This is a genomic window from Okeania sp. (assembly GCF_035285525.1).
Taxonomy (GTDB): Bacteria; Cyanobacteriota; Cyanobacteriia; order Cyanobacteriales; family Microcoleaceae; genus Trichodesmium.
Window position 1 is genome coordinate 1 of sequence record NZ_JAYKGW010000117.1, and the last position, 25,289, is coordinate 25,289.

Sequence of the window (25,289 nt, forward strand, 5' to 3'; positions counted from 1 at the left end):
CGACTCCGGTAGCAGTTACCAAACCTTCATCACTAATTTCTAATAGACTTTCATCCGCAATAGTATAACTAATATCTCCAATATCAGTTGTTAACTCTGGAGAGTCTACCAATCCATCCACTGTCACCGATAACTGTCGCGAAGCAGCAGTCGGAAGTGTAATGGCATCAGGATAAGTATCCAATCCATAAATTCCTGCTAAGGATAATATTTCTGGTCCTGGCAAATCTATTTCGGAAAAAGTAAATTCCAACTCAATAATATCTGAAGCAAAATTATGTTCGTCTGTTGCTTGGAGATACAAAGTATAAGTTCCATCTACAAATACATCCCCTAAAATATTTTCTAATAATTCCGGAGTTAATTCTAAAGTTCCATCTATTTCTAATTCAGCCATTAAATCAATAAATTATTCAGGGGAATTATTGTTTAAATTTCCAGTCAAACTAACAATTTTACTAGGGTCTGAAACTGTACCAATAATTGTCGTATCGGAAGTAATTTTATCGTCTAGAGAATCTCCTGTATCGTTAGCTAATTCGATAAATATTTCTGGAGCAATGGTATCTAAAGTAAATTCTATTTCCACAATATCAGAAGTAAAACCGTTTTTTTGTGAAAATTTGCCAATTTTTTGTCTATAAAATCACTGATATTCATTGCTATACAATAATTATAAAGATTTAAAAAAAGTTTTTGTGCATAGATAGTTTTTGACGCTAAAATCCGAAAAAGTTCCATAGTTTTTGGTGCTAAAACACTATTAATATTAATCAGCTTTTTTCTGAAAAAGTTCCATAGTTTTTGGTGCTAAAACACTATTAATATTAATTAGCTTTTTTCGTCACCCCATCACCACTAAAATTTCCCAAACTTACCCATACAGAATTACACGAGTTTTGGAGCTAGCTTCCTGTTTTGCTGACGCAATGCTGCGCAAACACAGAAAACCACTTACCGCAACCACAGGCTGAAAATCGGAAACTTCTACATTTCCTGGTTTGAACAACAAGACCGCGAGAATAAACCGGGTTTATTGGTTGGTTTGCATAAGTCCTATAAATTAAGATAAAATTATCTAGTCATAATCAAACCAAAAAAATTAACTCCCGATGACAAATAACCAACAAACAGAATCTTGGGTCGATCTTAGAAAATACAACCAATCTTGGTATGACCGTGGTAAACCAGGTTTGTTTGTACTACTGTGGTGGTTGGTGCAAGCAATCACTTTTCCCTTAACTCCTCAACCTTTATATAGTGTGAGACGACTAATATTAAATCTCTTTGGTGCTAAAATTGGTCAAGGAGTTTTAATTCGCCCCACTGCCAGATTTACCTATCCTTGGAAAATAGCGATCGGCGATTATAGTTGGATTGGAGACGATGTAGTTTTATACAGTCTCGATCGCATCGAAATAGGTAAACATTGCGTTGTCTCTCAAAAAAGTTACCTTTGTACTGGTAGTCACAATATAGGAGACCCGACATTTGGTTTACAAACAGCAGGTATTACTATTGGTGATGGTGCTTGGGTGGCAGCAGATTGTTTTGTCGCTCCTGGTGTTAATATTGGTGCTAATGCAGTTATTGGTGCTAGGAGTAGTGTATTTAAAGATATGCCACCAGGTCAAGTTTGTTTAGGATCGCCCTGTAAACCTCTTTATCCAAGGAAAATTAAGGATATAGGGAGTAGGGAGTAGTTAGTAGCTAGGAAAAATAGGAATTACACAGGAGGTGGTTAAAAAAAACAGTAAGAGTGATTTTGCTGCCTCATGTTATCCCAAAATGTTTACTTTTTGAACCGGAGTTGCCTAAAAACTTGCACTTTTTCAGCCAACCCTAATTAATTATTAATTATCCATTATTAATTAGGGCTTGCGTATGGAAATCTGAAAAGATTAATCTATAAAGGTTTCAGTCTTTTTATGTCTAAAAAAAGTAGCTGTTTTTCATCTTTATCATAGTCAAAAAGTTCGTATTTTGGGCGATATCAGCAAAGAAAATCAAGGCAAAATTCTATAGGACTACCTCCTCTACAATACCAATTCCCATGCATTATTGCTATACTTGAGGAATACTTCAGTCATCAAATAATTAGCACAAACCAAATCATTTTTTGCGAATTTCAGCTAAGTTAATGTTAATTTTTCTGATGTTTACTTCACCCCGACTACCCTGCTCAATCAAATGTACAAAAGTTTTTGAGAAATGGTATAATTCCTATTCCCATACGAGTTCTAGCTTCTAGATTCTGGATTCTAGCTTCTGGATTCTAGCTTTTTCCCTTGAATAAAAGACTTTTTCAGCAAACCCTAATTATCTTACTCATTCATATTTTTATAAGTTGCTACTGCAGATGGTGAACTGCGGTTTAAGTAACGAAATATCCAATACTTAAAAACAGCATCTAAAATTACCGGGAAAGTTGCAATGAATAAGAAGTTAAAATCTCTACTTTCTGGTAATCCAAAATGTCTAGTAATATTCTCCAAAATTACTTCCCAACCGTGAGGAGAGTGGAATCCCACAAACATATCTGTTAACAAAATAATGATAAATGCTTTCGCACTATCACTCAGACCATATATAATATCATCCATAAAAGATTTTAAAATTTCAAGGTCTCTTTTATTAGTAGAAAGAATTACAAAAAAAGTAGCCAGATATATTAGGTCACAAAAAATATTTTTAATAGCATTATTACCTCTAATTTCTGATTCCCAAGCTATTTGTCTAGCTTTTTCTTCTACCTTATGTGCAATTAATTCTTCTCTTTCTAACTCAGGTATTTCCGCAATTTCTTTTCCAGATTTAGATAATTCTGGAAATAATTCTGGAGCTTTTCCTAAATAGACTTGGAAATGAAGTTTTTCCTCATAGTGATGCAATTCCATCAAAGCTTCCTCTTCCATATTAGGATTAAGAAAAACGTCTTCTTGTTTATGAGGTAATGGAATTAAATGATCGACTAAGTAACCCACAAAAGTTATTTTTGATAACTGGTGCATCAGTAAAGGAACTAATATCAATATCAATAAAAATCTAATCGCAGTAATAGTCTTTGTTTTTGATTTTCTGAACTTTTTAATTACTTCTTCTTCTGCTTCCGGGTCTAACTCATTTTGAATTTTTTTAACAGTATTTAAGAGTGATCGCGGTAAAAAACTTACTTCCGGATTATCTTTTTTGAGTTCTTCTGAATTATTTTGATTTTGACGATGATTATTGATATTTTGTTGATTAGATAAAATTGCTACAGAGGATGAAGTAGCCGGAATTTCAACAACAGTATTTAATTTTTGAATTTGAGGTTTTGAAGATTGACGATAGGGAGTAATTACTTTATCAATAAACTCTAATTTTTCCAAAACAAGTGATGGTTTATCCAGAAACTCTGACTGATAATCTTGATTAGAATTATTCTTTGACTCAACATCTTTTTGGTCAAGAATACCTACCACAGAAATACTTGTATTAAATTCAGCTAATCTAGTCTGAATAATGGTTAAATATCGCTTCAGTTGCGAATTCAAATAACATTCAACACTACTACTATAATTAATTGATTTAAGAGCAATTTTTTGGCCTGCAAAATGTTTCTCTTCAATAGCCTTTATTTTGAGAGCTGCATTATAAGCTATATCTAAAGATCTTTGAGGAGTTTCTCGGAACCACTGGTTAGCATTGAGTACAGATAGTTTAAATTGCTTCCAGGGATGAGTAGCCATTTTTCTTATTGCTAAATAAATTAAATTAAATTGCCACGATTTATACTAATTCTCATTAGATTTGTTAAGGAAAATTGTAGGGGTTTAGTCTGCAAACCCCTACAGTCAAATATTACAAATGTATTGTGAGAATTTTTATACTTTTAGTTAAAAGAAATTTCTAATTAAAAATAATATTTTGTAAGCATTTCTTGCGGAATGCTGCGCCAACAAATATTAGCAGTCAGTTGATCTTGCGGAATACTGGGCAAACAACAATAATACTGAATATAGAACTAACTTTTAGACTTTATTTAGTAAGATTTATTCCGTCTTAATAATATTCCTTAAGGAAATAGTTTAAATAAAGCTTTTATTGCACATCAAAAATAATAACTGATTGCTAATGGCTGACTGCTGAATGCTTACAATATTTTTATACTTTGATTAACTTAGCTAAATCCTGAGCAGATTTTTTATTCTCAGTGCTTATCCAGAAACCCAGTTTCTTTGGAGAAGTAGGGGAGTAGGGGAGTGGGGGAGTGGGGGAGTGGGGGAGTGAGGGAGAAAGATTCTTGTTGGGTTTCGCACTTCCTCAACTCAACCTACATCTATTGCACCATTTAAGGTGTGTCAGTCTACTACTGGGCCGTTTTAACTAAAATAGTGTATTAGATTTTCTCTCTGGCCTCCTTGTCTTCCTTGTCTTCCTTGTCTAGACAGAGCCAAAAAGTAATGCACCATTTAAGATGAAACAATCCATTACTGGGCCGTTTCACCTAAAATAGTGCAGAGCGCTTTTTTCGTCACTCCATAAAATTTAATTAACTAAACTAAACTGCCCAAGCGTTGCATTAACTGTGGTGGTTGCATTAACCCTTCTATCCTATCTACTGGCTGACCATTTTTAAACAAGACTAAAGTTGGCAAAGCTTCAATATGATACTGGGAAGCTAACTGAGGATATTTATCTGTATCAATTTTAACTATTCGCATTTTATCTTTCATTTCTTGATTCACCTGTTCCAAAATAGGGGCCATCATTTGACAAGGGCCACACCAAGTAGCATAAAAATCGACTAAAACAGGTACGTCTGAACCAGCGAGTAGTTCATCAAAACTATTGAATTTCTTCTTAATTGCCATAAAAATTTATCTAAATTTATAAGTCTTATTGCAGTTGCCATTACTGTCACGAATATCCTCAAATTATATAAGCACTACACAAATATGGGGCGGAAATTTATAAATGCTTAAACTCTAAACTTAGTCAGAAATTACTTTTGAATTTTGAATGCATGAATTTTGAATTATTAGCTTAACTTAAGAAACCATAATCCCCTAAGATAAATTAGTTTAATTTAACAAAAAAGGATTTGATTATGGAAGTATTACCAGAAACACTACAACGTTTGAAAGGCCAAGTAGCAATAATTACAGGTTCATCCAGAGGAATTGGCCGAGCCACAGCTTTAGCATTGGCAATGGAAGGAGCAAGTGTAGTTGTTAACTATGCTAGATCGAGTGATGCTGCTGAGGAAGTAGTTTCCGAAATAGTTGCTGCGGGTGGCAGTGGGATAGCGCTACAAGCAGATGTTTCTCAAGCTGAGGAAGTAGATAATCTTATTAAGAAAGTAATGGAAAAGTGGAGTCGCATTGATATTTTAGTTAATAATGCTGGTATTACCCGCGATACATTATTGCTGCGAATGAAACCGGAAGACTGGCAATCAGTAATAGACTTAAATTTGACTGGGGTGTTCTTTTGCACCCGTGCGGTGAGTAAAATTATGCTCAAACAGAAAAGTGGGCGTATTATTAATGTGGCTTCGGTAGCTGGACAAATGGGTAATCCTGGTCAAGCTAATTATAGTGCAGCAAAAGCAGGGGTAATTGGATTTACGAAAACTGTAGCGAAAGAGTTGGCTAATCGCGCCATTACAGCAAATGTGGTTGCTCCTGGATTTATCGCGACTGATATGACGAAAGAGTTAAAAAATTCTGAGGAAATTATTAAGTTTATTCCTTTGGGTCGTTATGGTAAACCAGAAGAGGTCGCAGGTATGATCAAGTTTTTAGCTGCTGATGCTGCGGCAAATTATATTACGGGTCAGGTGTTTAATGTGGATGGCGGAATGGTGATGGCTTAATTAATAATTAATAATTAATAATTAATAATTAGGGTTTGCTGAAAAAGTCTTTTCGTAGAAAGGAGGAGCCAGAATCCAGCAATCCTGCAATCCAGGAGGAATGGAAACCAGAGAAGAAATAGCCAGAAGAATCTTCCCTTAATTTTTTACCCCTAGTTTTGGTCAAAATCGTAGATTTTTAAGCTGGAATCACCTAAAAGCTGGTAGTTTCTTAGTATCTATAAATACTGAAAGCAATGCCCATAAACACTTTGATAAATAATTCAGCAAGCCCTAATTAGAGTTTTGCTGAAAAAACAGAGTGTAGGCAGTAATGATTTCCTCTGTATTTCCTAATATTCTGTCACCTATAGCAATCCTAAATAGGTTGTGACAAATCAAAAATTCCAGTAGGGTGCGTTACATTTCATTAACGCACCATCTGCAAATATAATATGGTTCAGTTAAAGGTTTTTTTTGCACTTCTGTGATTAGAAAAGCTATTCTAATTTCCATACTTGATGAGTTTTGGTCTTATCTAAATCGTATTAATATAAATGTTAATTTTTTGTGCGTTACGAGATAAGATTTTGATGTCGCGTAGGGAAACGCACCCTACTCCCTACTCCCTAACTAAACAAAAAAATTAATGAAACCAAAGATTTATTCTATACCTTTAAGACAACTTGCTTCTGGTGATTTTATGTCTTTACAAATTTATAAATTCACTGGAAATCAAACAGGAAAAAAAGCTTATATCCAGGCAAATTTACATGGAGCTGAAGTTAGTGGTAATGCTGTTATTCATCAGTTAATAGAATTTTTAATGACCTTGGATAATAGTCAATTAATAGGAGAAATACTGTTAGTACCTGTGTGTAATCCGGAAGCAGTTAATGCGCGATCGCATCAATTTTCATCAGGTAGATATAACAGTTACGATGGTAAAGATTGGAACCGGATATTTTGGGATTATGAAAAGGAAAATGTAGATATCGAAGCTTTTGCTAAAAGTCAAATTGATTTAAGTGAAACAGAAATCAAAAATAACTATCGTCAGGAAATTTTACGCTGTTTTAATCAGCAATTAGAAACAATTAATTCTGGTCGTGGTACACCTTTTTATAAACAATATAGATATCAACTTCAATCATTATGTTTAGATGCAGACTATGTGATAGATTTACATAGTTCCACTAATCAAAGTTTAGATTATCTTTATTGCTTTCATGGTCGCCAAGAAAGTGCTAAATTCTTTCTTTTAGATTATGGAATGTTAATGAATGAGGGTGAATATGATGGATATAGTTTTGATGAGGCATTTTTCAAACCTTGGTTAGCTTTAGAAAGACATTTGCAAAAGTTAGGCAAACCAATTCAATTTGAGATAGAATCATGGACTTTAGAACTAGGTTCGGGAATGAATATGAATCCCGAATCAGTGGCAAAAGGTGTTCGGGGAGTGAAAAATTATTTGGCTAATAAAGGGATGTTAAAAATATCGGAATTTCCCTTGACTGAATTAGCAGATCATCAAATAATTTTTACTCCTAAAAAAGAGATGAAAAGTTATTATGCTCCTGTAGGTGGCATGATTCAAAATCGACTCAAACCTGGTACAGTTGTTAAACAAAATCAGCGGATTTATCAAATATTGAATTTTAACAAAAATCAGGATTTACCAAAAGTTATAGATGTCTTTGCAGAAACAGATGGTTTAATTTTAGATAATTCCACAAACCATTCTGTTAATCAAGGAGATTTTGTATTAGATATTATATGGGAAAAATCCTTTGATTGAACAATAACTATCTGTGTTAATCTCTAAGAGCGTGTCATCAATTAAATAAGTTGACAAAAAGGGTACTCTCTGTTATGTAAAAATAGCGATCGCGGTTGGGTATATTCAGATACAGAGAGTGCATACCTGAAATTGTGCGGTCGGTAGGGGCGGGTTTTTCAGTTAAATGAACGATTTTCACCCTTCTGTTGGATAAACCCGCCCCCCCCAATGATGTAATGAACAGTTTTAGCTTTGTCAGTCCACTACTATTGTTTCCCCTGCAACCACCAAAAAGCTTGTACAAGCAATAACTGAAAAAAATTAATTTTCCCATAATTTACTTAGTTCCTTAATTTTACTATTATGAACTATACCTCTGACATCCAAATAACTATCTTTTAAAGTTTCTACCTGACGGGGATTATAAGGGTTGAGAATTGTTAAAGACTTAATTTTGTTTTTCCCCTCATAAACAATGGCATTTAGAAAACTAATTAATATGTCTTGACTTTGGTCTGAACCAAATATTTTTTTTAAAAGCATAATCGGTTTTCGGACTAATAAATCTCAGAGTAATTTCATATTCTAATTAATGATTAATTTTGAAATTATAACAGTGTAGGGACGTTCCATGGAACATCCCTACAATAAAAAGAACTTTAAGCACTTATCTATTTGCTAACCAATTTGATAAATTGTCGAAATTAGTAAAATCAAAAATATCCTCTATAGGACTAAAGCCATGAGGTAAGAAAAACAGGGGTTTGAGATTGTTTCCCTGCGGTTGTATCAGAGGAAAATACGTTGCATTTCCGTAAGTCCTGTTCTAATCTCTACCCTAATCATTTTTCTCATTCGCATCTCTACCATCAGGTCCAATATTCCCATATTTAATCCATTTTGGTTGCACTGGTTTAGCTTCAATAGTAGGTTTGCGATCGTAAAAATCAGGTTTTTCGGGAAAATCTTCAACCGCAATATCCTTGACGACTTCATCCATAAACAGTTGCCAATTATAAGCTGCTGTACTACTCGCACCCCAAGTAGGATCATTGTTATCATTTCCTAACCAGACTCCAGTTGCCACCTGGGGAATATAACCAATAAACCACAAATCTCGCGCCTCCTCACTTGTACCTGTTTTTCCGGCCACAGGGCGATCGTACAAATAAGCACTCGAACCGCTACCATATTTTACCACATTTTCCAACATCCAAGTAACAATTGCTGTACTATCCTTGTCTAAAACCTGCTCCGATTTAAAATTGCTCTCATAGATAACTTCACCATTTTGATTAATTATTCTTTTAATTCCATGAGCTGGAATATATTTACCTTGTGCTGCCAAAGTCGCGTAAGCATTTGTCAACTCCAATAAATTTACCTCCCAACTACCCAACGCCATCGAATAAGTAGCTTTAATCTCAGATTGAATCCCCATATCGTGAGCTAACTTAATCACAGGTTCAAACCCCACATCCATCAATACTTGCACTGCTACCACATTCACAGAATATGCCAAAGAATCAATCATCGATCGCCAACCACCATACTTTTTCCCATAGTTTTTGGGTTGATAACCATCTACTGTTAATGGCATATCTCGATAACCATCAGTGGGAGCAAAACCAGCAGCAACTGCAGCAGCATAAACAAAACTTTTAAAAGTTGAACCTGGTTGACGTTGCGCTTGAATGGCTCGGTTAAATTCACTTTTAACAAAATCTCGACCTCCTACTAATGCCTTCACCTCTCCAGTATTAGGAACCATAGCAACTAATGCTGCTTGATCGAAACCTTGGCGACTGCCATCAATATCAACAGCTTCTTGAATTACTTTTTCCCCTATTTCTTGCCAACGTCTATCTAAAGTCGTTTCGATAGTCAAACCCCCTGCTGCCAAAATTTCTGGGGAAACATATTTAGGCAATTCTTTCTGAATATAGTTAGCAAAATAGGGAGCTTCAACTATCAAACGCTTGGGGGAACTAGGTTGTAATGTCATTGGTTGAGTAATGGACATTCTGATAACTTTATCTGAAATCAAACCGGCTTTTCCCATTTCTGCTAACACTATGTTTCGCCGACGTTTAGCTGCTTCTTGGTTAACTAAGGGGGAATATTGACTAGGTGCAGGAGGCAAACCTGCCAAAGTTGCCATTTCTGTTAAAGTAAGCTCGGAGATTGGTTTGCTAAAGTAAACCCATGCAGCATCAGTTACACCATAAGCACCAGAACCGAGATAAACTATATTTAGGTACAGTTCCAGAATTTCTTGTTTAGATAACTCCTTTTCCATTTTCCAAGCTAGCATTGCTTCCCGGAGTTTACGCCAAATAGTTTTTTCCATATCCAGGAAAACCATGCGAGCTAACTGTTGGGTAATAGTGCTACCCCCTTGAACTACATCTCTAGCAATTAAATTATTGATTAATGCTCTAATAATTCCCTGATAATCAACTCCTGTATGTTCATAAAAACGTCTGTCTTCAATCGCAATAAAAGCTTTAATTAAAGTAGGAGGAATATTTTTTAATTTGATTTTTTCTCTAGTGGCAGGTCCGGTTTGTTGAATAATTTTACCATCGGCAGCTTTTATTGTTAAAGTACCGTCTCTAGTATAGGAAGAAATATCAGCAATTTCTGGTAAACTTTGCTCTAATTTCCGCCATTGCCAACCACCGTAAATAACAATAATAGTAATTCCCGAAAAACCTAATCCTAACCATAGTTTTTTCATCAATAAAATTTCTTTGAAATCGGACTTACGCCAATCAACCAAAAAACTAGGTTTATGATGCCAATACTTGTCTTTTAAATAACCAAATTTCCTGGATAAACCAGATTGATTTGCCAGTTTTTTTAAGTTGACTAAATTAGCTTTTATAATATGTTTAATTTTATTTTTAAACTTTGGTGAATTTAAGGGAGCTTTAAATTTTTTACTTAACATTTTTGAGACAGAGTGGGAATTATTTTGCTGGCTTATAGGTTGAGAATCTATAGAGTTAGATTTTCTGATAATATCTGTCTCTGTTTCTGAAAATATTTCTTTAAAATTGTCTGGTTCTTTATCTGCCACTTTTTCCTCTTATATTTGTTTTTATACTATTACAAAAGTTTCCTACTTAATCAAGTAGATAATATTAAAAACTTACACAATAGAAGTATATATAGTGTATTTTTGGTAATTATTTCAGATATTTATGCTACAATTAAAGATTTTATGTAAGTTTGGATTTGATGGTTTTAAGGATTAGAGAGTAGGGAAAATGGGTCAAAGGATAGGAAATAAGCAAAAAATACAGCACTTCTGACTTTCCCTGAATTAGAGACCTAGTGGGCAAAATTACTGGGCTACAATAATTTTACCATTCACATCTTCTACATCATTCATGTATATCACAGTAGGGATATTTCATAGAATATTCTCACTGGTTATCAAAAAAATATTGTTGCTCTTCTTACCATCTGTTCCCTTAGACCTTTAACCAATAAAGGGTTAAACCCTTTATTCAGATATTAGAAATTACTATAGTAATCCTAAATAGGTCTTTAATAATTAATAATTAATAATTAATAATTACCTCTTCTTATAAAAAAAAGGATTGGCTAAAAGGAATTTTTTTCTTTTCTAGGTTGATTAGATATGGCGTTTGTCCATGAATGAAGAGGCTTTATACCTCTATTTTGCAGTAAAAATTCAAAAACTAGAAATAAACTCCAAAAATCTTACCGAATAATTATTAATTGCTGAACTACTAATCTATTGCTTCTCAACCCCATTCTCCACAAAGTAGCAAGATTTTTAACATGAATAAAATAGCATTGCTATATTGACTTTTTTTATCGTCAAAAAAGTTGAGAAAATTGTAATTGATAAACATCAACATAAGTGTAAAAAATGTGAACCGTAAATTTCGCTTATTTTCATTTATTTGTATCTTTATCAACCAGAAAATTACTGGGATTAATTAGGGTTTACTTATGGAATTATGTTGGTGAGCTTAAGCAATAGTTACAGGTGTTAATTTTTCTAAAATTTTTCCAGCTTGGTGAGGAAAAATCTAGATTTTTAAAGATTAATTTACTAATTTATTGCCATTTTTTGTTGCCCAAAAAATGCCTTTAATCTTTATTTGTCAATTCTTTTATATTTAATTAGCAAGCCCTAATGAGAATTTGCTTATAGAAGTCTGTTAGTGAAGCAAGGAAACAGGAAACAGAGAATAGTTTAAACTATATCCTACGACCAATTTTTTTAACAGTTTAAGTCCTGTTATACCTTCTTACTTCTGCCTTGTACCTTCTACCTTATTAGACATCTCCAATCATAAAAAAATCAAATCAATTATCCCACAAAAATAATCAATTCTTTCTCCCTGCTCCCTGCTCACTCTTCTCTAGAGATGTCTATTTAGGTTCCTGCTGAGTCGTACAATGTATTCCACCGCCTCCGGCAGCAATTTCATCAATATTAATTTGTACAATATCTCGACCAGGAAAAAGTCGCCCTAAAGTTTGCTTTGCACGTTTATCTGCCAGGCGATCGCCAAATTCGGGAGCAATAACTGCACCATTAATAACGTAAAAATTAATATACCCCGCTGCAAAGTCATCACTTTCATATCCTGGTCGTATCTTTCTCGGACTTTCAAGCACCACAACTTCTAAATTTCTGCCATCCGCATCTGTTGACGAGCGCAGAATTTCTAAATGTCTCTTAGTAACATTATGGTCAAAAGATTCAGGATCGGGATCGTATCCAGCAACAACCACACCAGGACGAACAAAACGGGCATAAAAATCAGTATGTCCATCCGTAATATCATAACCTTTGATACCTGGTAGCCAAATAATTTTCCGCAACCCCAATAAAGCTTTCAATTCTGCTTCACAGTCAGCTTTAGTCCAACCAGGATTACGATTCTTATTAATAATACAACTTTCAGTAGCGATCGCTGTACCATGACCATCAACTTCAATACCACCACCTTCAAATACAAGGTCTGTATTAAACAATGGTACTCCAGACTGTCGTGCCATAAACCGAGCTACTTTAGCATCGCGAGCGTGATACTGTTTATTTCCCCAACCATTAAAATTGCCATCAATAGCAGCTTTTTCACCAGCATCATTAACCACAAAAACGCAAGCCGTATCCCTCATCCAGAGATCGTCTATTGGGCAAACAATTAATTCGACATCAGTACCACATTTAGCTAGAGCTACCTGGTAGTCTCTCTTCCGGACTAACATTTTCACAGGTTCATATTTGACAATAGTTTTAGCAATTCTAGCGAGATTATCTTGTACAGCAGAACTGTATTTGCGACCCCAAATATCTGCACTAGCACTAAACGCCATCCAAGTACATAAATGGGGTTCACCTTCATCAGGCATAAAAAATGAAGAACTTGATAACATAGAAGATGAGATTTTATTTGAAAATTTAGGATTAGTTGTGGCAAAGGTAGTACAACTTTTTCCAGAGACAAGCAAACCAGATGTTGTTGTCATTAATTGTAAAAAGAGACGTCTATTCATAAAGTAGTGGCGTGTCAAGTTTGAAAATGTGGATTAAAAACCTAACTCCCCAACCCCCTTCCCTGCAAGGGAAGAGTAATACAATACTCCCCTCTCCTTGCAGGAGAGGGGTTGGGGGAGAGGTCTTCGGTAGTTGCTCGCTCCTAACCCACCATTCTATTCATAGAGCAGGTTGGAAATAAAACTAAACAATCAGGACTTACGCATTGGTAACGAGTTTTGGGCATTTGAGATTGCTATCCTTACGGACTGCAATGACAAAAGTACGTTGCGCATGCGTAAGTCCTGTTATTGTCAGGACTGACGGAGAAACTGGGTTGATCAACAAAATCTTGTGGTTTGAACTGAACCCAGAAACCAGGTACGAGGGTAGAAACCGGGTTTCTTTGCGTAAGTCCTAAATAAATCTGGTTTCTGTCTAAATAATCAGGAATTACGCAGAGACCAGGGTTGATCAAGAAAAAATCGTGGTTAGGACTTACGCACCAGACGCTATATGTAGCGTCAAAAACTATTGTGCAATAGTTTTTGAACTCTATACATAGTACATTTGCGTAAGTCCTGGTGGTTTTAACAACAATATCGGAGCAATAAACCCGGTTTCTTGGTCTCTAGGCGTAATATCAAATCCGGTAGTATCGGTATAAAAAAGCAGAGAAACCAGGTTTATATGATTTATCGGGAACCGTAATGCCTACTATACCCATATCTGTCTCCCATCAACCCGGTTTCTTGGAGAAACCGGGTTTATATGATTTATCGGGAACCGTAATGCTCACTATACCGATATCTGTCTCCCATCAACCCGGTTTATTCGCTGCTTGGCATAAATCCTGTTTAACTTCTTAACCGCAACATTTGTGCTGTCAACGCCAGACTCTCCTCATACAAAACATCTTGACCCCAACGTTGTAACTGTTGTGCCATCAAAGCTTCTGCTTTTTGATCGCTTAATGCTGTTACTTGCTCAGTCAAACAAGACTGCGCCTTACCACCAGACTCTAACCGTATACAACCAGTAGTTTCCGAACACAAAATTGTGCAACAGTCAACATCAGCATTGGGATTACTCGAACCCAAACGTATACCAACTAAATCTCCAGGTATTTCACCAAAATCAGCAGTAGGAATAGCTGCTAACTCAGCCAAAATTTCTTGATTGTTACGTCCAGTAAACTTGATATGAACAATATCATAATCCCCACCCACCTCAGTATAAGAAATTGGTTGCCAACTCAAGCGACTCGCAAACCAACCCAAAAACATTAGTGCTTGAGCAGCATTTCCTTTTTCATAGTCAATCGTAATAATATCAACTTCCCATAAAGCTGCTCGGCGTTTGGGAGGGTCAAAAGTTGCAGCAATTAATTCTTGCCAAGCTGAAAGACGGTGCCAGTTGAGGTCAGCAATATAAGTTTCGTTTTCAATCAATTCCTGCATCTTTAAAAATTCTGATTCGGGATCGGAAAAGTAACAAGAATCCATAATTATACAATTGCTGGTCTCACACAAAGTACGAAATAATTCTTGTTCTGTATTCGGGGTTGCTTTCCACCAGACAAATTTTGGTAGATCGGGAATCATTAACGATTTTACGGTTTCATCCACCCTTTGCATCGCTAATTTTGTACCTCGAAGAGTGACATATTCACAACAAACTAAATTCGAGCTACTTTGCTTTTGAATTGGACAATAGGCAGATACTTGAGCTGTAACACCTGTATCTTCTTCCCCAATAATTGGACACAGAGTCATAACCCGACTGGGGTTTTGAGCAGCGATCGCATCTGCCATACTAGACCCCCGGAGATTAGTATTTGTAACTCTTTGACGGTCATCTGGTTGTTTCGCAAATTCTTCGCGCAATTTAGCCAAGGTTTGGGGGTCTACTCTACCTGTAATTGTCAATTTATAAACATTTTGTGCCTCTTTGACTGCACTCCTGGTTTTTGGTCCATGAATACCATCAATTGGACCATCATAGAATCCGAGGGATCCCAATAATTGTTGAAATTCTTCTGGTTCGTAAACTACTATACTGAAAGTGGCAGCTCTAGTGGCGATAGGAGTTGCTTTGGCTTGATTTTGACTAAGCCAGATTTTACTTAGTTCTTCTTCTATTTCTCCGAGGGAGATATCTTTTGGTTGTTGTAAGGCAACAATTGGTGTATTCATTTTTACGGTTTGTCCTTAAGTTTTAGTTTTGGTTTATGGTACTATGGATAATTTAATTTAATCGGAAAAAGCTGGTGTATTCATCTTTACTTTTTTACTTTTTTTCCTTAAATCTTAAATTTTTTTTATGTTACCCTTGCAGAAGGTAGATATTTCCCTAAGTTTTTACACGCTTCGATACCAACGGACATGATATAAATAATTATTAATTAGGGCTTGCTGAGAAAAAGGATTAAACCATTGATAGATAAAGGTTTTAACAAGTTTAGAGCGGGAAAAAGTACCAGCTTTTAGGTCAAAAAGGTGAAAAAAGTTAGGATTTTGGTTGACGCGAGATAGAAAAATTCAGGGATAATTCTTCCTCCTGTCTTCTGTAAATTCCCTACTCCTCCTGTATCCTGTATCCTCTATCCTGATTCCTACCCCTACCCATAAGACTGAAGAAGCGCAAACCCTAATTATTGTTCCCCACTACAGGTTGCTAGTCTCGATCGCAAAGCTAAAAAAGTTTCCGCTGCCATCATTTGACCTACTCCATAACAAGCACGTTGTCGCCAGACAATTATCGGTAAGTGACCTTCTGGAGCTTCTAAACTAAAAGAGAGTTCATCATAATATTTCCAACTTTCTCCATCTCGCCATCCTATGCGATCGCAAAATTTTCCATATTCCCCACTCACACTTTCCCATATACGTTGTTGCACATTTAAACCAAACAACCCATGACTGTAATATTCCCAGAGCGAATCAATGGTACAAATATCTGTGCAGGGAAAATTCTCAATTTCTGCCAAATGTAACCAACCTTCTTCTGCTCTGAGAGCAACTTGTAGCAACAACTCCCAAGTAAGTTCGTCTGCTTTTCGCCATTTTCCAGCAGCTAAAAGATTAATCAATGGATAATAATCTATTCCTACTTCAGACATTGGTGGTTCTGGAGTTGGCATCGCATCCAATTTTTCATTAATATTATATAGGGTTTCTGCTAAACTCTCCGGGTTAAGTTGTTCCAGATGATAAAGTACCCATTCTAATTGACAATGAAGTTGAAACCGTTCTATGGTTGCCTGATGTAACTGAGCTTGTATTTGCTCTAGTTGTTTTTTGAGGTCTTTGTAATTTTGATTGTCATTGACTCCATTTACCGATGCAGTCGATAAACCAGAATTGTTATGATGGTTTGGATTTTCCTTAGCTTGTAACATCTGCCACATTTTTCTTGCCCAGTTCAATTTTGCTTGTTCTTTTTGTTGGTAAATTTCCGCTGTAGCTAAAAAAGCTGCTTCCGATTTTAAATTCCAGTCACAAATAGAGCAAGACTCTGGCACTATTTCCATATATTCTGCACCGCAAATAGGACACAACATAATTTTTTTTCTTAGATTACAGCAATGCATGAGGATGCTAAGGTACAGTTATTTGTAATATAGCCTTCTAGGAACAGCCTGGAAGGATGTGTTACAAAACAAGTAACACATCCTTCCTTCTAGGAACAACCTGGAAGGTTGTGTTACAAAACAAGTAACACAGCCTTCCTTCTAGGAACAACCTGGAAGGTTGTGTTACAAAAAAAAGTAACACATCCTTCCTTTGCTGTAACAAATAATTTTGTACCTCATTAACTCCGAAATTGCTGTAAAAACATATTACAGCACTTTTCATTTCGGTAGACCAGATTAAGGGGAAATGGCCATTTGCCCCTAATTGGAATGATGGTTAAACTCGTGAGTTTATTATTGCACCATTTTGAATATATCAGTACACTAATAGAATGGCGCACCTAAAAATGTAGGTTGGGTAGTAGCTTGCTTCTGCGTAGCAGTACGATAGTGAAACCCAACAAAGCTTTATAGTTCAGGACTTACGCAAAGGTAATATGTATAGAGTTCAAAAACTATAGCGCTATAATTTTCAACCCTATATATGTGGTCTCTGCGTAAGTCGTGATGGTTTTTGGGTTTCGTTCCATGCTACGCAACCCTAACGGGAACAACCCAACCTACGCTTACTTTTACTACAATAATCAACTTTTACGTCGAATCTAACAACAAACTATGCTCTCTCAGCAAAAGAAAATTACTAGCTCAAAACTTTTTCTAATAGCATTTTTAGCAGTAGTAATGCTGTTATCTATTTTAGGAAGAGTACCTGCTATAGCTCTACCATCACCAAAACATTACACTGAACTCAAATTTCCCAAATTACCAAAATTAGAACTACCTGACTACACTCGCTTTGAACTTAAGAATGGCATCATTGTCTATCTGATGGAAGACCATGAACTACCCCTCATTGGTGGACGTGCCTTATTTCAGACAGGTGGAAGATTTGAACCTGAAAATCAAGTAGGGTTAGCAAGTTTAACTGGAACTGTTATGCGTACAGGAGGAACAAGTCAACACCCCCCCGAAGAAATAAACCAATTCCTCGAACAAAAAGCAGCAGCAGTAGAAACATCTATTGGTAATACTGTTGGGAGTGCCGGATTTAATTGCCTTACTGAAGACCTCACAGAAGTATTTAATTTATTTGCCGAAGTCATTCGTGAACCGGTATTTGTTGAAGAAAAACTAGAACTTGCCAAACAACAATGGCGAGGTAGTATTGCTCGTCGGAATGACGACCCAGATTCTATTGTTAGTCGTGAGTTCCAAAAATTGATTTATGGTAAAACAAGTCCTTATGCTCGAACTGTTGAATATGAGACTCTCAATAATATTTCCCAGGAAGATTTAATTGATTTCCATGCCAAATATTTTCATCCTGAGAATATGATTTTGGGAATAGTGGGAGATTTTAAGACCAAAAAGATGCGATCGCTGATTCAAGAAAAATTAGGGGACTGGGAACCAACCAGTGAGAAAGTTGAATATTCTTTACCGGATGTTACTCAAGCGGAAGTTGGTAATGTATTTTTTGTGGAACAACCTCAGCTAACTCAAAGTTATGTACAAGTAGGTCATTTAGGTGGAGAATTAGATAATCCTGATTACGTAGCTTTGAGTGTAATGAATAATGTTCTAAATGGTTTAGGAGGACGTTTGTTTAATAATATTAGGTCGCGCCAAGGTTTAGCTTATTCTGTTTCTGCTTATTGGAGTCCAAACTATGATTATCCAGGAGTATTCGTTGCTGGTGGTCAAACTCGTTCGGATGCAACTGTGCCATTTATTAAGTCTATTCAGGAAGAAATTGAGCGTATTCGCACTGAACCTATTACAGAAGAAGAACTGAAGAATGCCAAAGATTCTACCATCAATTCATTCATTTTCAATTTTCAAGAGCCTGCTCAAACTTTATCTCGTTTGATGCGATATGAATATTATGGTTATCCTAAAGATTTCATTTTCCGTTATCGCCAAAAATTGGAAAAAGTAAGAGTAGCAGATGTACAGAGAGTTGCTGAAAAATATTTGCAACCAGAAAAAATAGTAACTTTAGTTGTGGGTAATCAAGAAGCAATTGAACCGCCTCTGAGTAGTCTGGGGAATGGAAGTAAAATTACTTCTATAGATATTACAATTCCCGAACCAAGTTAAATTCATAGGAATTACGCAAAGAAACCGGGTTTCTGGGTTCAGTTCAAGCCACGAGATTTTTTTGATAAACCCAGTTTCTGCGTAAGTCCTGATTCATTTGAGAAACGCACAAAACAGAAGAGTTAGAAAGATTTGGAAAAGTAACTTGTGACAACTGGATTTATTATCACCCCTTTATTTGACCAAAAAATCAGGGAAAATCAGGAGCCGTAGGGGCTGCTGGTTTCACCGTATGGACGTTGTATGCAACGTCCATACAATGAGTTTTCACATTAACCCAGATAAACCCGCCCCATAACATATAAGCCACCGTCTAACGGGGCGGGTCTATATAAATCTTAGAGTAAGCATGAAAATTTCCTGAGAAACCCGCCTCATAACATATAAGCCACCATCCCAGGGGCGGGTTTATGTAAATCTTAGAGTAAGCATGAAAATCTCCTGAGAAACCCGCCCCTACCTCATTACACTCATTAGATGTGTCAGTCCGCTACCAATAGCGTTTATGGGTAAGTCCTACTTCAGTATTTCAAGCCTCTTTATTTCAGGAGAAACTGATAACTGATTTAGCCTTTAATGCGATCGCGCACTTGACCTTTTTCTGCATTCTTCTCTAAAAACTCTATTATTTTACCAGAAACATCTACTCCTGTAGTATTTTCTATTCCTTCTAAACCAGGGGAAGAATTAATTTCCATAACTAACGGACCACGATCAGAACGTAATAGATCTACCCCTGCAACTCTTAACCCCATTGCTTTAGCTGAACGCATAGCAGTTGAGCGCTCTTCTGGGGTTAATTTAATTTTTTCTGCTTTACCACCGCGATGCAAATTTGACCGAAATTCTCCTTCCGCTCCCTGTCTTTTCATCGCAGCTATTACTTTATCTCCGACTACAAAACATCGTAAATCTGCACCATCGGCTTCGGCAATAAATTCCTGTACTAAAATATTAGCATCTAAACCACGAAAAGCTTCAATAACTGACTTAGCTGCTTGATAAGTTTCAGCTAAAACTACTCCTATTCCTTGAGTTCCTTCTAATAATTTAATTACTAAAGGAGCGCCACCAACAGTATTAATTAAACCATCAATATCTTTAGTTGAATTAGCAAAACCAGTAACAGGTAATCCGATTCCTTCTCTAGCTAATAATTGTAAACAACGTAATTTATCGCGAGACCGAGAAATGCCTTGAGAAGGATTTGCCGTAAAAACTCCCATCATTTCAAACTGTCTGACTACCGCTGTACCATAAAATGTTTTAGAAGCTCCAATGCGAGGAATAATAGCATCAAATCCTTCTAATGGTTCACCCATATAGATAACTTGAGGCTTCATAGAAGTAATATTCATATAACATCGGAGGTAATCAATAACTTCTACTTCATGACCCCTTTTTTCTCCAGCTTCTACTAATTTTCTAGTAGAATAAAGAGTTGGTTCCGTAGATAGAATAGCAATTTTCATTTGGTTAATTTCTACCATTTTTAATTTTCTTCTTGACTAATTTTTAAGTTTTGATCTAAATAAGATTTACTAGGATTAATTAAGAATTTCTTTCGGACAGCTTGTCGTCCTAATAACATTCTAAATCCCATTAATTCCCGGTTAGTTAATGTTAACTCAATTTGCCATTTTTGGTTCATTAAATTTATTTCAGTTGAAATAACCGGACGTATTTCTGCTACCCCGCTAGAACTACGAACTTTTCTTTCATCTATTAATTCAGCTTCAGCAGTTACTATTAGATTGGTATCTTTTTGCTGGGGATGAACTTTAAATTTTACCATCCGTTTGCCATCAATTTCAAAAGTTTTAATATCAAAAGCGTGTAAAGCAGAAGAACGGGCACCAGTATCAATTTTTGCTTTAATTTTAGTAATGCCAATTTCGGGTAATATTACCCATTCTCGCCAGCCAATAATTGGTAATTCTTGATGTTTCATTTTGAGTTTTAGGGAATAGGGAGTGGGGAATATAGGAAGCAATAGATGTAGGTTGGGTTGTTACCGTTAGGGTTGCGTAGCATGGAACGAAACCCAACAAATTTAAGAGTAATATCAAATCCGTTGCCAACGGAAGTGTTATAAGAAACCAGGTTTATAGTAGATTTAGGTTCGGTTTCGGGCCTCAACCCAACATTGAGCATTTTTTGTATCAGGACTTACGCAAAGGCATTATATATAGAGTATTGGTGCGTTGTGCGTTGTACGCTTTACATGTCGCGTAGCGAAACGCACCCTACCAATAGCGTTCGTGCGTAAGTCCTAGTATAAAAGTTCTGTGTAGATACTTATCACTTTTCACTAATATCATTAAGATGGTGCGTTACGGCGCAATTTTATGTTTTGAGGTACAAACCATATTTACACGGTTGCGCCTAACACACCCTACTGGAGTCTAGTTGGGTTTCGTCCCTCAACCCAACCTACAGGTTTTTAACTTTTAACTTTTAACTTTTGACTTTTATAAAATGGTCGCTTCACAACAATAGCAGCATAATTTTTTCCCCTAATTTCTACTTCTAATTTTTGACCTATTTTTGCTAAATTTTTCGGTACATAAGCGAGAGCGATCGCTTTCCCTAAAGTAGGAGACTTAGTACCGCTAGTCACTTCTCCTACCACTTCACCATTACTCAAAACAGGATAACCATGACGAGCAATACCGCGATCGAGCATTTCCAGACCCACTAAACGTTTTAAAACTCCCTCCGACTTTTGTGCTTCCAAAACCGGACGACCAATAAATTCTCCTTTTTTCTCCAGGTGAACTAACCAACTTAAACCTGCTTCCAGAGGAGTAGTTTCAGTATCAATATCTTGCCCATAAAGTGCCATCGCAGCTTCTAAACGCAGAGTATCCCTTGCTCCTAAACCGCAGGGAGTAACCCCAGCATTCAACAAACTTCGCCATAACTCCATACCCACGGCGGGATCTACCATAATTTCAAAGCCATCTTCCCCAGTATAACCAGTTCTGGCAATAAAACCTGGTTGTTCTAATACAGTAATATCTGAATGCCCAAAAAATCCAATTGATGCTAAATTTTCTTTAATAAATTGTTGTAAATATTGTTCTGCTTCCGGACCTTGAACAGCTAATAATACTTTTTCTTCAGAGATGTCTTGAAATTTAACACCACTATTTTCTAAATGACTTAATATCCATGCTTTATCATTAGCTTTAGTAGCAGCATTAACAATCATAAAACCCCGTGGTTCGTTGGTGAGGGGGTCGTTACTTTGACGATAGAAAATCAAGTCATCAATAATGCCTCCTTGAGGGTTTAATAAGACAGTATATTGAGCTTTACCAGGTTCTAAACTGCTCAGATCGGAAGGTATTAAATATTGAATTTTCTCAATTAAATCCTGGCCTTGAGCTATAAATTTACCCATGTGAGAAATGTCGAACATTCCTGCTTTTGTCCGTACTGCCTCATGTTCCGTTCTGATACTGGTGTATTGTACTGGCATTTCCCACCCAGAAAATTCTACCATTCTGGCCTTAAGTTCGGTACATAAGTCGTATAAGGGCGTGCGAGAAAGAGGTTGTGTATTAGATTCTGTTGAATTGGCCACTTGTATGTCTCTCATTTGTATATAATAAACTTTAATTTTAGGACATTTTAGGTATTAACACATAGGAAGAAAGGCAAAAGGGAAAGAAAAGTTCACAGGAAAAAGATTTTTATTACTGATTATCCGAACATGATGTTATGTTATTTCCAGATCAAAAGTAACTTTGAAGTCATTGCGACTCGAACGGAGTGGAAGGAAGCAATCTCCGCGCACCCCTAAGATAGATTGCTTCCTATCCTCGCAATGACAACTTTTCAACCTGATTCTATAATAAGTAGCGATCGCTCTTTAGGAAATAAAAGAAAGGTTCATAGGAAAAAGATTTTTTATCACTAATTATCCGGAAATGATATACCAATCATAAATAGGTTGTGACAAATAAAAAAGACAAAAAATTCCTTTGAGCCAATCTTCTCCTTGAAAAAAAATAGGTAATTATTAATTACTCAGATGTACCCTGATAAAGAGCCAATTTCTGTCTGTAAATTTCTAGAAGTTTAGGCATAAGTAGTTGTACATCTGTTTCAGTTTCTCCAAATGAAGGCCAGACCATATATAACTTTTTAAAAGCTTCTTCTATTCTCCCTTCTTCAATATCTTTGAGAGCGTTTTTGTCTCTAATTAATTCTATAGCTACACGATCTTGATAGATAGGACTAAAATTCTTAGCTTTGACTCCAGGAGCAAATGTATCCCAAGAGGTACTCAAAAATTGATATCTGCCTGCTGCATCAGAACAAAGTTTTTTGCCATTGCTTAAGGCACATTTTAGTTCTCTAGGATGGTCTTCAAAACTGGAGAAATGACTGCCTGTATATTGACGATAATAACCTCTTGGTCCGCTTGTTCCTTCTGTGATAGAGATGGTATCTAGAAATGCTCTAATTCTAGGAACGTTGACTGGATAAGCCCAATTTTGGGCAGGGTCAATTTCGGGCATGATTACTGATATTATTGGTTCGGTTTTATCATCATTTTCATTGTTATTTATTTGCAGAAATAGTTGTGATATTACTATGAATAATCCTAAAATTATTAATAGGGAATAAGCTAATTTGGGGTTAAATATTTTGGCTAAATTTAAGGTCTTTTTCTGGGATTTTTTATAAGCACGGTAATTATTAATTTTGTTTTCTGCCGATCTTCTTGGTTGTATTTGTTGGTTATACATGATATATTGACTAAATTTTTCACATTAAAAGAATAGATTGATTAAATATAATTAGGACTTACGCAAAGGCAATATATGTAGCATGAACGCTACCGGTAGGGTGTGTTTTCGGCGCTTGAGCCGACATGAAACGCTACGCTACATGGAAAGCGGAGCATTCCCTATACGAAAAAGCGTATCTCGTAACACACCTAGACTCTAGATAGAGCGCCTCTGCGTAAGTCCTGTAGATGTATCTCAAAAGCTGAATGCTTGCTGACGGCTAAATGCTTACCTTATTTTACCTATAAAATAAGATAAATCAAAAGTCAAGCATGAGGTACCCTGATTACAGCCTAGAAGGCTGTGTTACAAGGGTTTTATCTTTAATATTTATACCTGATACTAAAATTTGCTGATTTTGGTAGAAATTAATGAAAGTTCCTGATCAGCTCTTTCCTAATGCTTAAATCATGTAAATGAAAGTTCTAACATTTTTTGAATAGGTTTCAATGCTGCTATCCGTGTTCCTTCTGGAATTGTAATTTCTGGTGTCTTATTTTTCATTGCTAAATAAAGCTTTTCTAAAGTATTCAACCTCATGTGGGGGCATTCGTTACAAGCACAATTATTGATTGCAGGTGCAGGAATAAAATTTTTGTTCTTTGCTTTGTTCTCCATCTGATGAATAATACCTGGTTCGGTTGCGACAATAAATTCTTGACTTTGACTTTCCTGACAATATTTTAAAAGAGCAGTGGTGGAACCAATATAACTAGCATGACGCAATACATTTTGTTCGCATTCTGGATGAGCAATAATCTCAGCTTCGGGATGTTCGATTTTTAATTGTACAATCTTTTTCTCAGAGAATGTTTCGTGAACCATACAACTACCTTCCCACAAAATCAAATCTCTTCCAGTTTGTTCAATGACGTAACGACCGAGGTTTTTGTCTGGAGCAAAAATTATCGGTTGATCTGTTGGTATTTGGTTAACTATTTTGACTGAGTTGGAACTGGTACAAATAATATCACTCATCGCTTTAATAGCAGCAGTACAATTAATATAAGAAATGACTATGGCATCAGGATGAGCAGCTTTAAATTTGCTAAATTCTTCTGGGGGACAACTATCGGCGAGGGAACAACCTGCATTTAGGTCTGGGAGAAGTACCAGTTTATTGGGGTTGAGAATTTTTGCAGTTTCTGCCATAAAATGAACTCCAGCAAATACTATCACATCTGCATCAGTTTCAGCCGCTTTTTGGGAAAGACCGAGAGAGTCGCCAATATAGTCCGCAATATCTTGAATATCGGGTTCTTGATAATAGTGAGCCAGAATCACAGCATTTAATTTTTGCTTGAGAGCGGCGATCGCTTGAAACAAATCGTGAGGTATATTATTAAAAGTTTGGTTGGTTGGAGATTGGGTTGCAAACATTATTAAATTTTCCTGTAATTTATAAGTGACTAATACCAATTCACTAAACTATTATCTGAGCAAAGTTTTTAGTCAATCAAATCTAACCTTCTAACTTCAGTGAAATAGTATAAGTGTCTATAATTAGCCATTTGAGATAGTTTTATTAATTATAGTAGAATTTACGGATTTAAGATATTAATAAGTTATAAAAAGGTTATTTCAGTTATCAGCTATCATAACTG

Annotated in this window: 17 protein-coding genes and 1 pseudogene; 4 read left to right on the forward strand and 14 right to left on the reverse strand. The window is 36.0% G+C overall.

Annotated elements, in window-relative coordinates; genetic code table 11:
* Together VKJ25_RS10925 and VKJ25_RS10930 are read right to left on the reverse strand one after the other, a co-directional pair.
* A partial coding sequence (locus tag VKJ25_RS10925) for a hypothetical protein (RefSeq protein WP_324236665.1) occupies positions 1–397 on the reverse strand: 397 nt, incomplete at its 3' end.
* Between the two features lie 12 nt (positions 398–409).
* Positions 410–589 carry a hypothetical protein gene (locus tag VKJ25_RS10930; RefSeq protein ID WP_324236666.1) on the reverse strand — a complete coding sequence of 60 codons (180 nt, stop codon included), beginning with the start codon at positions 587–589 and terminating at the stop codon, positions 410–412.
* Between the two features lie 523 nt (positions 590–1,112).
* Here VKJ25_RS10930 and hpsU point away from each other — a divergent pair.
* Positions 1,113–1,703, forward strand: coding sequence for a hormogonium polysaccharide biosynthesis acetyltransferase HpsU (gene hpsU, locus VKJ25_RS10935; protein WP_324236667.1), 591 nt, complete (start codon positions 1,113–1,115; stop codon positions 1,701–1,703).
* Between the two features lie 621 nt (positions 1,704–2,324).
* Here the strand turns inward: hpsU and VKJ25_RS10940 are convergent.
* Entirely contained in the window at positions 2,325–3,731 is a 1,407-nt protein-coding gene (locus tag VKJ25_RS10940) for a proton extrusion protein PcxA (RefSeq protein ID WP_324236668.1), read from the reverse strand.
* A gap of 807 nt (positions 3,732–4,538) precedes the next feature.
* Positions 4,539–4,856: a thioredoxin gene (gene trxA, locus VKJ25_RS10945; protein ID WP_324236669.1), complete on the reverse strand. Its 318-nt coding sequence runs from the start codon at positions 4,854–4,856 to the stop codon at positions 4,539–4,541.
* Positions 4,857–5,092: 236 nt separating this feature from the next.
* Between trxA and fabG the strand changes: the two genes are divergently transcribed.
* Together fabG and VKJ25_RS10955 are read left to right on the forward strand one after the other, a co-directional pair.
* Positions 5,093–5,860: a 3-oxoacyl-[acyl-carrier-protein] reductase gene (gene fabG / locus VKJ25_RS10950; RefSeq protein WP_324236670.1), complete on the forward strand. Its 768-nt coding sequence runs from the start codon at positions 5,093–5,095 to the stop codon at positions 5,858–5,860.
* A 628-nt stretch (positions 5,861–6,488) separates the two neighbouring features.
* Entirely contained in the window at positions 6,489–7,640 is a 1,152-nt protein-coding gene (locus tag VKJ25_RS10955; RefSeq protein WP_324236671.1) for a succinylglutamate desuccinylase/aspartoacylase family protein, read from the forward strand.
* 348 nt (positions 7,641–7,988) lie between these two features.
* Here VKJ25_RS10955 and VKJ25_RS10960 read toward each other — a convergent pair.
* From VKJ25_RS10960 to VKJ25_RS10980, 5 genes and pseudogenes are all read right to left on the reverse strand, one after another.
* Positions 7,989–8,193 (reverse strand): annotated as a pseudogene (locus tag VKJ25_RS10960) (Rpn family recombination-promoting nuclease/putative transposase); the annotation flags it as partial.
* Positions 8,194–8,460: 267 nt separating this feature from the next.
* Positions 8,461–10,704, reverse strand: a complete 2,244-nt coding sequence (locus VKJ25_RS10965) for a transglycosylase domain-containing protein (protein WP_483143741.1) — start codon at positions 10,702–10,704, stop codon at positions 8,461–8,463.
* Between the two features lie 1,331 nt (positions 10,705–12,035).
* On the reverse strand, positions 12,036–13,169 hold the full coding sequence (locus VKJ25_RS10970; RefSeq protein WP_324236672.1) for an agmatine deiminase family protein: 1,134 nt from the start codon (positions 13,167–13,169) through the stop codon (positions 12,036–12,038).
* An 837-nt stretch (positions 13,170–14,006) separates the two neighbouring features.
* The gene (gene opcA, locus VKJ25_RS10975; protein ID WP_324236673.1) at positions 14,007–15,344 is read right to left on the reverse strand and encodes a glucose-6-phosphate dehydrogenase assembly protein OpcA; all 1,338 of its coding nucleotides are present in this window, start codon (positions 15,342–15,344) and stop codon (positions 14,007–14,009) included.
* A gap of 458 nt (positions 15,345–15,802) precedes the next feature.
* Positions 15,803–16,711 carry a GUN4 domain-containing protein gene (locus VKJ25_RS10980; protein ID WP_324236674.1) on the reverse strand — a complete coding sequence of 303 codons (909 nt, stop codon included), beginning with the start codon at positions 16,709–16,711 and terminating at the stop codon, positions 15,803–15,805.
* A 687-nt stretch (positions 16,712–17,398) separates the two neighbouring features.
* On the opposite strand from VKJ25_RS10980, the gene VKJ25_RS10985 reads away from it, so the two are divergent.
* Complete coding sequence (locus VKJ25_RS10985; protein WP_324236675.1) at positions 17,399–18,883, forward strand: M16 family metallopeptidase; 1,485 nt, start codon at positions 17,399–17,401, stop codon at positions 18,881–18,883.
* A gap of 566 nt (positions 18,884–19,449) precedes the next feature.
* On the opposite strand, the gene rimK is transcribed toward VKJ25_RS10985, so the two are convergent.
* The 5 genes from rimK to nadA all read right to left on the reverse strand — a co-directional run bounded on the left by rimK (position 19,450) and on the right by nadA (position 25,065).
* Positions 19,450–20,355, reverse strand: coding sequence for a 30S ribosomal protein S6--L-glutamate ligase (gene rimK / locus VKJ25_RS10990; RefSeq protein WP_324236700.1), 906 nt, complete (start codon positions 20,353–20,355; stop codon positions 19,450–19,452).
* 20 nt (positions 20,356–20,375) lie between these two features.
* Positions 20,376–20,834, reverse strand: coding sequence for an ATP-dependent zinc protease family protein (locus VKJ25_RS10995; RefSeq protein WP_324236676.1), 459 nt, complete (start codon positions 20,832–20,834; stop codon positions 20,376–20,378).
* A gap of 492 nt (positions 20,835–21,326) precedes the next feature.
* Positions 21,327–22,487: a glycine cleavage system aminomethyltransferase GcvT gene (gene gcvT, locus VKJ25_RS11000; RefSeq protein WP_324236677.1), complete on the reverse strand. Its 1,161-nt coding sequence runs from the start codon at positions 22,485–22,487 to the stop codon at positions 21,327–21,329.
* Between the two features lie 427 nt (positions 22,488–22,914).
* Entirely contained in the window at positions 22,915–23,643 is a 729-nt protein-coding gene (locus VKJ25_RS11005) for a glycoside hydrolase family 24 protein (protein ID WP_324236678.1), read from the reverse strand.
* Between the two features lie 450 nt (positions 23,644–24,093).
* Positions 24,094–25,065 carry a quinolinate synthase NadA gene (nadA, locus tag VKJ25_RS11010; protein ID WP_324236679.1) on the reverse strand — a complete coding sequence of 324 codons (972 nt, stop codon included), beginning with the start codon at positions 25,063–25,065 and terminating at the stop codon, positions 24,094–24,096.
* Positions 25,066–25,289 lie beyond the last annotated feature (224 nt).

Bases quoted from the DNA above. Each gene is read 5' to 3' on its own strand.
- VKJ25_RS10985 (WP_324236675.1), top strand. From the start codon at position 17,399: ATGCTCTCTCAGCAAAAGAAAATTACTAGCTCAAAACTTTTTCTAATA.
- VKJ25_RS10940 (WP_324236668.1), bottom strand. From the start codon at position 3,731: ATGGCTACTCATCCCTGGAAGCAATTTAAACTATCTGTACTCAATGCT.
- opcA (WP_324236673.1), bottom strand. From the start codon at position 15,344: ATGAATACACCAATTGTTGCCTTACAACAACCAAAAGATATCTCCCTC.
- gcvT (WP_324236677.1), bottom strand. From the start codon at position 22,487: ATGAGAGACATACAAGTGGCCAATTCAACAGAATCTAATACACAACCT.
- VKJ25_RS10955 (WP_324236671.1), top strand. From the start codon at position 6,489: ATGAAACCAAAGATTTATTCTATACCTTTAAGACAACTTGCTTCTGGT.
- fabG (WP_324236670.1), top strand. From the start codon at position 5,093: ATGGAAGTATTACCAGAAACACTACAACGTTTGAAAGGCCAAGTAGCA.
- VKJ25_RS10980 (WP_324236674.1), bottom strand. From the start codon at position 16,711: ATGTTGTGTCCTATTTGCGGTGCAGAATATATGGAAATAGTGCCAGAG.
- hpsU (WP_324236667.1), top strand. From the start codon at position 1,113: ATGACAAATAACCAACAAACAGAATCTTGGGTCGATCTTAGAAAATAC.
- VKJ25_RS11005 (WP_324236678.1), bottom strand. From the start codon at position 23,643: ATGTATAACCAACAAATACAACCAAGAAGATCGGCAGAAAACAAAATT.
- VKJ25_RS10995 (WP_324236676.1), bottom strand. From the start codon at position 20,834: ATGAAACATCAAGAATTACCAATTATTGGCTGGCGAGAATGGGTAATA.
- trxA (WP_324236669.1), bottom strand. From the start codon at position 4,856: ATGGCAATTAAGAAGAAATTCAATAGTTTTGATGAACTACTCGCTGGT.
- VKJ25_RS10970 (WP_324236672.1), bottom strand. From the start codon at position 13,169: ATGAATAGACGTCTCTTTTTACAATTAATGACAACAACATCTGGTTTG.
- nadA (WP_324236679.1), bottom strand. From the start codon at position 25,065: ATGTTTGCAACCCAATCTCCAACCAACCAAACTTTTAATAATATACCT.
- rimK (WP_324236700.1), bottom strand. From the start codon at position 20,355: ATGAAAATTGCTATTCTATCTACGGAACCAACTCTTTATTCTACTAGA.